Source organism: Bacillus nitratireducens (assembly GCF_001884135.1).
GTDB lineage: Bacteria > Bacillota > Bacilli > Bacillales > Bacillaceae_G > Bacillus_A > Bacillus_A nitratireducens.
In genome coordinates this window covers 46,958-60,795 of the sequence record NZ_MAOC01000007.1, presented here as the reverse complement: position 1 = coordinate 60,795, position 13,838 = coordinate 46,958, and the positions used below count along the sequence as shown (strand labels likewise).

Annotated in this window: 9 protein-coding genes and 1 pseudogene; 7 read left to right on the top strand and 3 right to left on the bottom strand. The window is 32.1% G+C overall.

The features are described from left to right. Positions 1-19 precede the first annotated feature (19 nt). On the top strand, positions 20-1,447 hold the full coding sequence (locus BAU23_RS01750; protein WP_000672302.1) for a 6-phospho-beta-glucosidase: 1,428 nt from the start codon (positions 20-22) through the stop codon (positions 1,445-1,447). A 390-nt stretch (positions 1,448-1,837) separates the two neighbouring features. Here the strand turns inward: BAU23_RS01750 and BAU23_RS01745 are convergent, their stop codons facing one another. Beyond that, positions 1,838-2,023, bottom strand: coding sequence for a hypothetical protein (locus BAU23_RS01745; RefSeq protein WP_000461141.1), 186 nt, complete (start codon positions 2,021-2,023; stop codon positions 1,838-1,840). A 583-nt stretch (positions 2,024-2,606) separates the two neighbouring features. On the opposite strand from BAU23_RS01745, the gene BAU23_RS01740 reads away from it, so the two are divergent. Beyond that, positions 2,607-5,390, top strand: coding sequence for a dynamin family protein (locus BAU23_RS01740; protein ID WP_016130125.1), 2,784 nt, complete (start codon positions 2,607-2,609; stop codon positions 5,388-5,390). A gap of 100 nt (positions 5,391-5,490) precedes the next feature. Here BAU23_RS01740 and BAU23_RS01735 read toward each other — a convergent pair whose 3' ends face one another. Then, positions 5,491-7,410, bottom strand: a complete 1,920-nt coding sequence (locus BAU23_RS01735) for an LTA synthase family protein (RefSeq protein WP_000791055.1) — start codon at positions 7,408-7,410, stop codon at positions 5,491-5,493. 494 nt (positions 7,411-7,904) lie between these two features. After that, positions 7,905-9,242: an NAD(P)-binding protein gene (locus tag BAU23_RS01725; RefSeq protein ID WP_016130124.1), complete on the bottom strand. Its 1,338-nt coding sequence runs from the start codon at positions 9,240-9,242 to the stop codon at positions 7,905-7,907. Positions 9,243-9,806: 564 nt separating this feature from the next. Here BAU23_RS01725 and BAU23_RS01720 point away from each other — a divergent pair. The 5 genes and pseudogenes from BAU23_RS01720 to BAU23_RS01700 all read left to right on the top strand — a co-directional run bounded on the left by BAU23_RS01720 (position 9,807) and on the right by BAU23_RS01700 (position 13,801). Further along, the gene (locus tag BAU23_RS01720) at positions 9,807-11,522 is read left to right on the top strand and encodes a methyl-accepting chemotaxis protein (protein ID WP_071733443.1); all 1,716 of its coding nucleotides are present in this window, start codon (positions 9,807-9,809) and stop codon (positions 11,520-11,522) included. Between the two features lie 78 nt (positions 11,523-11,600). Beyond that, a pseudogene (locus BAU23_RS01715) lies at positions 11,601-11,903 on the top strand (UTRA domain-containing protein); the annotation flags it as partial. Between the two features lie 193 nt (positions 11,904-12,096). Then, positions 12,097-12,291, top strand: a complete 195-nt coding sequence (locus tag BAU23_RS01710) for a hypothetical protein (RefSeq protein WP_000006471.1) — start codon at positions 12,097-12,099, stop codon at positions 12,289-12,291. 32 nt (positions 12,292-12,323) lie between these two features. After that, a complete protein-coding gene (gene bshB2, locus BAU23_RS01705) occupies positions 12,324-13,004 on the top strand; it encodes a bacillithiol biosynthesis deacetylase BshB2 (RefSeq protein WP_000787330.1) in 681 nt (226 codons plus the stop codon). Then, complete coding sequence (locus BAU23_RS01700; protein ID WP_002094446.1) at positions 13,004-13,801, top strand: alpha/beta fold hydrolase; 798 nt, start codon at positions 13,004-13,006, stop codon at positions 13,799-13,801. The genes bshB2 and BAU23_RS01700 overlap by 1 nt, the downstream gene beginning before the upstream one ends. Positions 13,802-13,838 lie beyond the last annotated feature (37 nt).

The following is a 13,838-nucleotide window of genomic DNA, read 5'->3' as shown; positions in this document are numbered from 1 at the left end:
GAGATTGGAGGAATGAGTGATGAAGTTTAGTGATGATTTTTTATGGGGTGGGGCTACCGCAGCCAATCAATGTGAAGGGGGATATAACGAAAATGGGAGAGGACTTTCGAATGTCGATGTATGCCCAACAGGAGAAGCTCGATCTTTAGTAATTACAGGAAAGCTGAAAATGTTTGATTTTGATGAAAATTACTATTATCCAGCTAAAAAAGGCATTGATATGTACCATCATTTCAAGGAAGATATTCAGCTATTTGCTGAAATGGGCTTTAAAGTTTATCGAATGAGTATTGCTTGGACTAGAATCTTTCCATTAGGTGATGAAGAAAAACCTAATGAAGCGGGGCTTCAATTTTATGAAGATATATTTAAAGAATGCCGTAAATATAATATAGAGCCACTCGTAACCATTACTCACTTTGATTGTCCGATGCACCTAATTAAAAAATACGGTGGCTGGAGAAACCGTAAAATGATTGATTTCTATATGCAACTATGCCAGGTTATTTTTAAAAGATATAAGGGCTTAGTTAAATACTGGTTAACGTTTAACGAGATTAATATGATTTTACACGCTCCATTCATGGGGGCAGGAATTTATTTTGAAGAAGGTGAGAATAAGGAGAAGATAAAATATCAAGCTGCACACCATGAACTTATTGCAAGTGCAAAGGCCACTAAAATGGCTCGTGAAATAGATGGAAATAATGTAGTCGGCTGTATGTTTGCAGCAGGGAGTGTATATCCTTATAGTTGTAATCCAAATGATGTTTGGGAAGCAACAAAATTAGATCGGGAAAGTTATTTCTTTGTTGATGTACAAGCAAGAGGAAAATATCCAAACTATGCACTAAAGGAAATGGAACGTAATGGGACGCTGCCAATAATGGAGAATGGGGATGAAGAGCTCCTCGCAAAATATACAGTAGATTTTATTTCCCTTTCTTATTATAACAGTCGCTGTGTAAGAACAGATAGCGACGGGGGAGATAATGCAGAAGGGAATTTATTTGCATCCACCAAAAATCCTTATTTGGAGTACAGCCAATGGGGATGGCCCATTGATCCATTGGGATTCAGAATTACTCTAAACCATGTCTACGATCGTTATGAGAAGCCATTATTTATTGTAGAAAATGGATTAGGGGCAAAGGATGAAGTGGACAAAAATGGTTATGCGGAAGATGATTATAGAATTGATTATTTAAGAGAACACATCCAAGCGATGAAGGATGCGATTCAGGTTGATGGGGTAGATATTTTAGGGTATACAACATGGGCACCTATAGATTTAGTGAGTGCAGGATCTGGTGAGATGGACAAGCGGTATGGATTTATTTATGTTGACCAGGACAATAAAGGAAATGGAACATTAAAAAGAAGTAAAAAGAAGAGCTATTATTGGTATAAAAAAGTTATTTCCACGAATGGGGAAGATTTAGATTAAATAGTGTAGATGGCGTAGTCACAGGGGTGTAGCTATGATGGAGGGAGTTCTTCATCACGGTACAGATATTGTAGGTAAATATAAAAACGTAGAAATAATTAATTTCTACGTTTTTATTTGTTCATATGTAAAGTTAAGTGTTGAATGAGATTCGGAGGGAGTAATTTTGTTGTTTTATTAAAATTTGAGTGCATGATATTTAATAATGCAAGTAATGCATTTCTAGACTAAGGAAACTTTAATTTATCTATGTATAAAAAAGCGCTGTATATCAGCACTTTTTAAAAGGTACGTGGATTTTAAAATAAAGGTTGTACATTATTAAAAGCGTAACTATGCACGGCTAAACATAGATTCTTACTTTGTTAATTGTTATAAGAATCTATATGATTATTTATTTTTATTATTATTAATTTTTTCAGTATATAGCACCTGTTCTTTATAGTGTTTTTTAATTGGGAAAGTATGTGTACCAGAGCTATTTTTGAAATTTTTATTGATAGGATTTTTTAGAGGGACTGTTGTAGTTTCGGTAAATTCATATGGGTAATTTATTTTAGATTTATCTTCAAACATGAAAATGCCTCCTTTTTAGGATTTCCTGAATTCTTTACTATAACATGATATGCATATAGATTTTTTTTGGACTAGTTATTTATATAGGTTAATGGAATTTAATTACGTAACTACTGAAATATTTCCAAGGAAAACAATTGGAGAAAAATATTGTAATGATAGCCGTTCACTATTATTGTTGTTTAAGTTATCGTGGTATGTTCGAAATTCTGAGGGGACGTAGCATATTGGTCTATCTAATAACCATTATGTGATGAGTTCTTTTATTTATCAGTGAAACAAACAATGCATATATATTCGTTATAGATTGTTTTTATAATGTAATATATATATAGTTTTCCTGATAATATAATGTGGAATATTATAGTGTTATTAGGTTATTAGGAACATTTAATGTTGTTTCACAACTGAAAGGGAATTGAAAAAAAACTGAAACTTTTCTCATAAAAATTCAATCTTACTTGAAAAATGAAAGGAAAATGAAATTTTCCAAAAGGAAATCTTTGTTAAGATAAAAAGCATACATACAAAAAAGTATTGACATATCTCAAAAATGTATTTTTGAGATATAGTGGGGGAAAAGATGAGATTAGAAAAACAATTAATAAAAAAGATGTATTATGAAACATTCCTAATGGAGAATGAAACGCACCCACCTCTTCAAGTACTTGGAGAAGCTTATGTAAACGAAGAAAAAAATGAGATTTCTGATGGATCTTATATTCGTTTTGCACAAGGTGAATTTTATTATCACCATCAAGATTTTGAAGCAGCTATTTTTAAATGGGAGAAAGTTAGTAATGAATTCGCGCCATGGGCACAAAAAAATATTGCGGATGCTTACTTCGAACTTAACCAATTATCAGTTGCTGAAAATGTGTATACTTCCATTACTACTGATAACAAAATACTGATGACCGAAATTGTACTGCAATTACTGTCTCTTTACATCGAGCAAAATAATTTTGATTCAGCTTTCGCTGTTATAAAAGAAGCGGTTTCTTTAAATCCCGATTATCCAAACGTCACAACAATTGCACGTTCCTTTTATGAAGAACAGCAAGATTTTGATAGTGCAGTAGAGCTTGCTGTGAACGAGTTAATTCGAACAGAATCTTATCCGTGGTTTGAGGTTCTAAAAGAATATATCGATAAAGGATTTACTAAAAATATTTCACCAGATTATTTTTATAAAGTATTAATAACATTAAATAATGTAGATCAAGTACAATTTACGCAAATAGTCTCATCACTTTGGCGCAGCTATAAAGATGAACAAAATTACTTATTATGGCTTAACACAATAAATGAATTTTTCATACATATCGAAATACGTTCGTCCGATATATGGGACGAAATTTCTTCTCTTTACGAAGAAACATACTTTGAATTAATTCAAGGTCAATATATGCTTAGACAATTACACGATATCATTCCAAATCTGTTAACAAATTGGTTAAAGGTAGTCAATCCCTCTCATGCTGTATTTCCATCTGCAGCAGTATTGGCATGGGATGAGATTTTCCCTTCTAAAATAGATTCAGCGGATATAAAAGATGCGGAAAACCTACTGTCATATTCTATTAATCATGTGAATGGATTAGAGTATAGTTTACATCTTTTTGAATCTATTACATACTGGGCACAAGAATATGATTTAGAAATGGGTCACCGATTTAGCTGGTTAGTTGGCGAGCTTGCAGATTTAAGAACAAATCGCCTATTAGTAACTGGAACTTCAGGAAACGGAAAAGCGTCATTTATTAACTCTATTTTAGGAGAAAATATATTAGAAAACTCAATCTCAAATGTAGTTGTTTTTAAAAATGACGCTTATACAGAAATTAACGCTATAACAGATTCGGAAATTACAACAACTGAGAATTTTTCTGATTTCCATAACATGATGGCAGTACACCGTCAAACATACAGAGATAGAGCATGTGTTGAATTTAAGTTACCATGCAGATTTTTAAGTAAAAATAAACTTACATTCGTTGTTACACCTAGCTTTAATAGGAACAATGATGCGAGAGATGAGGTGTTTGAATATTTAAATTCTGTAGATGAATTGTTATTCGTATTGAATGCGGATTCACCTTTTACTGACAAAGAACGTGACATTCTATTAAGTATCCAAGAACATACACCAAATCTACAAGTGCATTTTTTATTAAATAAAATCGATAACATTTACAATGAAGCAGAAGCAAAAAGAGTTATACAAGATACGCAAGTGAGAATTAACACATATTTCCCTAATGCAAGGGTTTTCCCTTATTCTTCGTTATATACAAATAGTAAACAACTAAACGATTTAACTGAGTTTATTCATTTTAACTTTAACTATAAAAATATCGATGCAGAACGTACTGAAAAGCTATTGTTTTTCATTCGAAAAACAATTACATATCTTTTGGATAAACGCGTCGAGAGGGAAAAAAATCTAGTGGATTCTATTAATTGGAATGAAGATATGTTAGTTAAACTTAATGGTTGTATTAATAACCTTACTGCTTTTGAGAAGGAAAAAATTCATTTAATTACAGAATCATATCGTACGATGAAAAACGAAATTACTAATGATCTTACAGAACATATTCCGAAACTATTGAAGAGTTGTTCCGATTTAATTAGTGAAGAAAGCGATTTTAGTCACATTGATATTGAACTAAACACAGCGATGAATGGAAGAGTGCAACAATATCTAGAACAAACTGTATTACCTAATCTTGCTCGCTCTATGCAAAATTGGATTGCGACCTCTAATAATGAGCTCCTTCAAAGTCAATTGTACTTAGAAGAAACCAGTGAAGGACTTAATTCTTTATTTGGAGAAAATCGAATACAGTTAGAATGTGACTTTAAAGTAATTGATGACTGGCGCAGAGATACTGACAGAATGACAACTAGAATACAAATGGAAGAAGTAAATATTTTACGCCGATTTACGCCAGCGCAATTTTTACTGAAAAGTGCCGGTAAATTATTTGGAGTTCTTCCTAAAAATAAAGCTATGCTATATAACAAATACAAACAGTATTTAGAAAATGAAGATTATACCGATGTAACGGCTTCTATTATGAAGAAGTTTTTCTTGCAATTTGAGCTGTTTGAAAACACACAAGAGCGGGATATTAATATGTTCTTTAGAAATCCATTTGGTGCGTTGGAACAAGCTATAGAAAACACTCATTTAGAAATAAAAGAAAAACAAGATAAATTGCATAAAATGAAATCAAACCCTGAAGTTTACCATGATCCTATAAAGCTCTTTGAATTGAGATTACGTCAATGTGAAGTAATTTTAAATATAGGTGATGATAATACCTATACAGATGTAACTTTAGAAACAAGCATAGAATAAAAGTAAAATATATCAGTTTTTTATATGAAATTGCACCATGTGTTATAAGAAAGTAAAAAGGGAGCAACTTTTAATAAGTTGCTCCCTTTCCTTATATAGATTACTTTTCAGTTTCTTTAATTTTAGTTTTTACTTCTCCAGTTTTAATTTTATTACTTTCTGAGAAACGTAATAAATCGCCTTCAATAATTTTGTCAGACATTCGTAACTCATTTTGTGCACGGTTAATGAGTGCTTGTGCTTCTTTTTTTGGTAAATCTACAATTTCACCTGTTATGCGGTCATAGAAAGTATTGTTTGTGTATGCATACTTGTCTGTAATAAAGCTACCATCACGTAAAACAACAAAACCGGTATATTCATCTGAAAACATATCATGGCCAAAACGGATATCGTTAGTAGTATCAATCCCTAATAAATTTAGAATAGTAGGTTTCATATCGATTTGTCCCGTAGGCTTTGAAATAGTTTGACCTTCTGTTTGGCCAGGGATATGAATATATAGAGGTGTGCGTTGTAAATTTAAAGTATCAAATTCTGTTATTTGATCTTTTTCTAAAAACTGTGCCATTGCGCGATTATGTTTTTCAGAAATGCCATAATGATCACCATATAACACAATAATAGAATCATCATACATTCCCTCGGCTTTTAGACGCTCAATAAATTTTTTAATTGATTCGTCTAAGTAACGTGCTGTTACGATATAACGATCAAATACGCCATTACCAGAGTTGTATGGTTCAATGAATTTTGTATCTTCATCATACGTAAATGGATAATGATTTGTTAAAGTAAGGAAACGAGCATAAAATGGTTGATCAACAGTTTTTAATATATCTACCGATTGATCAAAGTATTCGATATCTTTTAATCCCCAATTTAAATTTGTTTCGGGTGTAATTTTGTAATCAAGTTCATTATAGTAACGATCATAACCAAGAGCAGAGTACATGATATTACGATTCCAAAATGTTGCGTTATTCGCATGGAATACAGAAGTGAAATAGCCTTGCTGACGTAAAATTTCTGGAGTGGCAGTATAATCGTTGTTACCGTGCGTGAAGAATACAGCTCCTCGATTTAATGGATACAACGATGTATCTATTAGAAATTCAGAATCTGATGTTTTTCCTTGCCCAGTTTGGTGGAAAAAGTTATCAAAGTAATAGCTTTCATTTATGAATTCATTCAAGAACGGTGTAACTTCTTGGCCATTGACGGATGCACCTATTAAAAAGGTTTGCAAGGATTCAAGAGTAACGACAATTACGTTTTTTCCTTTCGCTGCACCAAACATATTAGGATTTGGTTCACTTTGGTTTGCTTTTACGTAGTTTTCAGTTTCTTGTAATTTACTACTATCTGCAAGTGCCTTTTGGGATCCTGCTTTTACTTGTAGTGTTAAATCATATACTTGATGAGTGTATAGTCCTAAATTTTTCACAAGCATTACGCGGTCGAAGGATCTCGTTAATAATTCAGGTCGTTCTTTTTCTGCAAGATGTAGATTCGCAAAAAAGACACCAATCGTTAAAAGAAAATATAATAAGCGTGCAGAATGAGTTACACGTTCTGTTTTAAAGACTATTGCTTTCTTTTTTAATAAAATAAAGAAGAAAATAATGTCTACGAATGCGAGTATAATTTTGTAGTTCAATATTTCTATAATACTGCCGCCTAATTGGCCAAAGTTTGATGTTTGTCCAAGTACTGGTAACGTAACGAAATCATTATAAAAATCATAGAACATTACATTCCCAACAAGTACGATTGTTAATAAGAGATTAATACATAGCGCTATATAATTTCTCTTTTCACCGGTTGCAAATAATGCTAATCCAACAAATGCTAACGATGCAGCGAGAGGGCTAATAAACAAAATAAGTTCTTGTGTAGAAGACTCAATTTTTAAATCAAAACTGAATCGCGTAATAAGATATGTTTTTAACCATACTGCTAAAGCAATTATTAAAACAAAGCTTATATTTTGCATTTGTAAATTTATTTTATTCTTCATTTTTACACCTTCTTTATAGAATTTATTTAACTAATGTTATATATTATATTTTTATAACTATTAGAGTGTGGTGAACCATTTATATTATATTTTTCTAAAGGTAATATTTTGAAGTATTCATATACATACAATGGAGAATTTTAAAGCGAAGTAACATACATCTAATTTTTTTAGAAACAGAGCAGAAAAAGTCATAGTCGTAGTAAAAAATACTTATAGACATCCTAACATATTAAACACTACGGCGATGTTACAAAATATCGAACAAATAAAAGTGAAAATGAATAGAGACTTGTAAAACTATTGACATTCAATTTGTTAGAATTGAATGTCAATAGTTTTACATACATGGTTATATTAAATATGTATCTTGTAAAATCCCGATTCTTTGTGGGTTAATCAGTAGCGCGGGAATGATTTCATTCATGCTATTACTACATAAGTAAAGTACTGGTGAAACTCAAAATATTTGATTGGTATCTAAATTATAGCAATTAAATATCAGACAAGTATTTTCCAACATACAGCCCACTTGCAGCTGCTTGAGATAATGAATGAGTGACGCCTGAACAATCTCCAATTAAAAATAGCCCATTTATACTTGTTTCAAAATGGTTATTGATTTTTATTGTAGGAGCGTAAAACTTGCCATCAATTCCATATAATAAAGTATCTTGATCGATAGGTTCTTGGATAAATTGTTCTAAACGTAATAAAAATTTTTTGAGTCCTTCAATATATAATGGAGGAATTTCTTTATTCAAGTCTCCATAATCTCCATGTAGTGTAGGCTGTATACGATTATGTTTCATGGTGTTCTCCGCTGTAGGTTGTTTCTTTATTAAGTCCTCTAAACGCTGTGTAACAATCCGATCTCGTCCTTGGTTAATGTTTTTAATAATTGAACTTGCGTATACATTTGCTTCTCTGAGAGTTGGAAAATAGCGCGGGATAAATAAAGTGAAATTTAAGTTAGAAGTGCCAGTTTCTTGCTCTCGGAAATTTTGACCGTCAGGCATAATCAAGCCGTCTTCGTACTTTCGAATAATGCGTCCTTTTGGATTCATACAGTAAGTAGTAGCCGTGAAAAGTTCATGCTCATAAGAAAGTTTTGTCTCAAATGTATCTTTTAATATAGAACGTAATTGGTGTTCTTTCATCTCTACTCTAATACCTAAATCTACACGAGTTTGCTCTTGAGAAATATTTAGAGAAGTGCACATTTCTTTTAACCAATCCGCTCCGGAACGTCCTGTTGCAAATACGATTTGCTTAGATTGAACTATTCCTTGATTGGTATCTATTTTAAAATGATTTTTCTGTTTCATGATATGCTCTACATCTATATGAAATTGGATATCTATTTTCGTAAGTAAAAATTCATAGAGCTGCTGAAAAATGTTACGGGAAAGTGTAGTACCAAGATGTCTTACTTCGGTTGTTAGCATTTGTAAACCACATGCTTCAGCTCTCTTAGTGAGATTTAGATTTTCTGTAGAATATTTTGAAACTGAACTTCCGCCAAACTGACATAGAATTTCATCTACTTCATCCATGAGTTGTATAAAGCCTTCTTTACCTACCTTTTGCTCAAGTCCGCCTCCAAAACCGTTTGTGTAATTAAATTTCCCTTCAGATTTTCCTAAACCACCAAACCCGAAATATTTATCACATGCAGTACAGTTACATATTTCCCCTTGTTCTAAAGAGCAATTTCGATGTTCTAACGGTTTACCTTTATCAAGAATTAAAACCTTTTTGTTGCTTTTGGCTAATGTATAAGCCATAAAAATGCTACTCACTCCAGCACCGATAATTGTAATGTCATACATATTTTTTCACCTGCTAACGAATAGTTTGTTTTTTATTTTCTTAGTGTATAACACTTTTAGGAAGTTAAGAAATAGCTTTTATTAATAAAGAGGGCGTTTTTGAACTTGATGCTTTTTTAATTTCTCCGAGTAGTGGAGTAAATACAAATGTTTTTATTTGAAAGAAGAAATAGTTTTAATTGATCACTATGTCATATGATTAATAAAATCTTACATATAAAAAAACAGACCTTTTAAGTGAAGAGGTCTGTTAATGATTTCAAATCTTATTTAGCGAAGACGTGGTTACCGATTCTCTATCAAGAAGTTATAAGTACTAATAAGTCACTTTAATTTTCAACATAATTTCATAGAAACAATGTAACTCTATTAAAAGTCTTGTAGAATTCGCATAAGCCTTTTAGTATTTGTTATTATGAGAATCAAAGTTCTTTGAATAGGTTTATATAGTTAATATAATAACTTAATACAATTATAAGATTGATACGAAAAAAATGTCGATAAATGTCGATTAATGTTGTAATATAAAACGTATAAATATAATATATAGATGAGGTGTAAGTGTTGTTTTTTATTAAAAATAGTAAAATTGGAACGAAATTAAATGTATTAGTCATTATATCGAGTTTGGCTTGTATCATGTTATCTGCACTGGGGTTTTTAGGGCTTCAAAAAGGTGAAAATACATCTTCTAGTATGTATGACGAAAGGCTATTACCAATTCAATGGATAGGAATTGTAGAATCAAATTTTTACCATGCTAATATGAATTTTATGGAGATTATGATATCGAAAGATGAAAATAGAATGAAAGAACTAATAACAGAAATAGATAAGACTAGGAAAGAAAGTGAGGAGTTATTAAAACAATTTGAAACTAGAATTAGTTCTCATAAAGAAAAGGACTTGTATAATGCATTTCAAAGTCAATTCAAAGATTTAAGAATACAAATGAAGAAAGCACAGGACTTGGGACTGACTAATAATGAAGAAGCGTATAGCTATTATTTAAAAGAAATTGAACCTAATATGGGGAAAACAATTCAGTCTATTCGTGAACTTATTGTACATAATAATACCGCGGCTGAACAACTACAAAAAGAGAATATCAATAGTGTGAAAAATACAATAATAACATTTGTAATGATTTCATTTGTTGGCATCATAATAATCATTTTTATTGGTTTTATAATAAAAAATACTATAAAAAAACCAATTGTATTATTACAAAAAGATATGGAACGAGTATCTGCTGGAGATTTAACAATTCGAACTTCTTATAAATCCGAGAACGAATTAGGCCGTATTGTACAATCCTTTAATAGTATGTTAGATAACTTGCAACAATTAATCGGTCAGGTGAAGGTTACAGCGAAAGAAGTAATTACTTCAACTGAAAATATGCTACAAGAGACAAAAACGGCAGCACATATATCAAACGAGGTTGTTCGAACTACTTCTGAAGTAAATAAAGAAATAGAGGGACAAGTGACTAGTATTCAAGAAAGTTCAACTTCGATGGAAGAAATTGCAACTGGAGTTCAAACTGTAGCTGAATCTTCAGCGATGGTTGCTGAAGTTGCTGTTGCAACAATAGACCAAGCAAATTTTGGTAGTGAAGTTATAAAACAATCTATTCGTCAAATGAATAGTGTGAATGAAGTTGTCGAAGAAACTTCTAAGGTCATTGATAGACTTGTTACGCGTACACAACAAATTGAAGAAGCGCTAGATATTATTACTAATATTGCGGAACAAACGAATTTACTTGCCTTAAATGCAGCAATTGAGGCAGCACGCGCCGGAGAAAATGGAAAAGGATTTGCGGTAGTTGCAGCTGAAGTAAGAGGTCTGGCAGAGAAATCTAAAACATCTGTAAATGATATAAATAATTTATTACGTTTTATACATCAAGATACACAGGATACAGTTCATGTAATGAAAAAAGGTCAACAACAGGCTAGTGGTGGTAAAGAAGCAGTACATAAGGCAGAACTCGCATTTTCATCTATTATGCAAGATATTAATAGAATAACGTCCCAAATTCAAGAAGTGTCTGCTGCCACAGAAGAAATGTCTGCTGGGACAGAAGAAGTGAATGCCTCTTTATCAATAGTTTCTGAAACTGCAACACAAGTCGCACAAGAAACGAATCGAACGGTACAATCAATTCAAGCACAAGCCACATTGATTCAAGAAATAACGACGAAATCTAATGAAATGAAAAAGAAAGTCGAAAATTTAGAAATGCTAATTTCACAATTCATTATTGAAGAATAAGTCTGTTAACATTTATCATTAGTAAAAACTTTAAGATACTCAATATAGTGCTGCGTTGCACAATTTGAAAAAGGGCCTTCAATTGAAGTAAGTTATTTCAAAAAAGATATCATTCCTTATTTGAATGAAGAAATAGCATTAAGTTCTGTATACAGTTATTTCATTGAGGATTTACGATTAAATATTGGCTTTGCCGATAAAGTTATTAGTTGTGAAAAAATAAATAAAGAAAATGCACAGCTTTTAGAACTAAATGAAGATGATCCAGCGCTTCTTATTGAAAATACAGTTTATCTTGTAAATGGAACAATTTTCGAGCTATCTCAATCAATGTTTCATTATGAAAAGACCAAACTTTTAAATCGAATTAATTTTAATTGAAAATGAATACAAGTAGCCTTGTAAAAGAGCAACTGGTCCTAAGTGAGCAGTTGCTTTTTATTTTTAAAGTGGATGAGCAAAAAAACACAAAAGTGGTTGGTCCGTTTTTTACAAACTTCTATTATGATAAGAGAAGAAAGGTAGTATTTTATTCCTGCTTTAAAATAGACTGGCTTTAGAGAGGTGAAAGACAATGAGTTTTGCGATTTCACTAGTTGTTATTATTGTAGTTGTATCACTATTGGGGACCGTACTAGTCGCACGAAATGTAGAAGAGAATTACGGTAAGTCTACAAAGAGGAATGTAAAAAACTTATCTGCTATCTATACCATTCTTCTTTTAGGGCTTCTTGTGGGAGTTACTTGGTATGCGGTTGTTATTTTATAGAGTGTGTATATGATGAAGGAGTTAATGCATTGATGAAAAATGAGCGCCATGTTTTAGTTGTTTTCCCGCATCCAGATGATGAGTCGTATTGTGTGGCTGGGACAATTTTGGCTTATACGGAGCAGAAAGTCCCTCTTACCTACGTTTGCTTAACACTTGGTGAAATGGGGAGAGCGATGGGGAATCCACCTTTTGCAACTCGTGAATCTTTATATGCTATTAGAGAGAAAGAGTTAAAGCGAGCTACAAATATTTTAGGGATTAAAGATTTACGTATGATGGGATATCGTGATAAAACTCTTGAATTTGAAGAGCCTGGAAAATTAAGAAGCTTGATTCAAAACTGTATTGAAGAATTGAATCCTTCTGTAGTTATTTCTTTCTATCCTGGGTATGCAGTTCATCCAGATCATGATGCAACAGGGGAAGCAGTAGTAGAGGCCTTAGCTAATATTTCAGAAAGTAAACGACCAGCCTTTTATGCTGTAGCTTTTTCGAAAAATCATGAAGACGAAATAGGGCCTCCAGATTTTAAAAATGAAGTGAAAAAATATGTTCCGAAAAAATTGGAAGCATTACGAGCACATGCATCACAATTTACAACTAAAGTGGATGAGCTGGAAAGAGAGTATGAAGACGGTATTTCAGGCACAGTTGAGTGGTTAGAAAGAGAACCGTTTTGGATATATTCATTCAAAGATAAAAATATGTGATGCTACATCTGAAGGTGATGATTATGTATTTTGAATATAAGAATCGAAAGGTTTTTTACAATATAGAAGGATCGGGGCCTGTCATATTGTTTTTACATGGTCTTGGAGGGAATTCGAATAATTGGTTATACCAAAGAAAATACTTCAAGGAAAGATGGACAGTAATCTCACTCGATTTACCTGGACATGGGAAATCCGAAGGGATTGAAATTACTTTTAAAGAATATTCAAATGTTTTATATGGGTTATGTAATCATTTAAAGCTAAAATCAGTAACAATTTGCGGTCTTTCAAAAGGGGCTAGAGTCGGTATCGATTTTGCCATTCAATATCCAAGTTTTGTTTCTAGCTTAATTGTTGTAAATGCATTTCCTTATTTAGAACCGGCAGATCGTAAAGAACGACTTGAAGTATATGATTTACTTAGCTTGCATGATAAAGGAAAAACTTGGGCGGATACGTTATTGAGAGCGATGGGAGTAGAAGATAATGATGCAATTGTCCGAGGATTTCATCAATCCCTACAAACTATTCATCCGATGCACATTCAAAGGCTATTTACTGAATTAGTTGATTACGATCAAAGACCATACCTCTCTAATATTGCATGTCCTGTATTAATAATACGAGGAGAGAATGATTATTTTGTTCCGGAAAAGTATGTGAGAGAATTTGAAAAACACCTGAGAAACGTGATGTTCGTTGAGCTGAAGAATAGTGGGCATTTGCCTTATTTAGAACAGCCGACTAATTTTAATGTGACGGTTGAGGTATTTTTAAACCATGCGCTTGATTAATACCATTTTTACAGTGAATACTGTTGTTAATGAATTC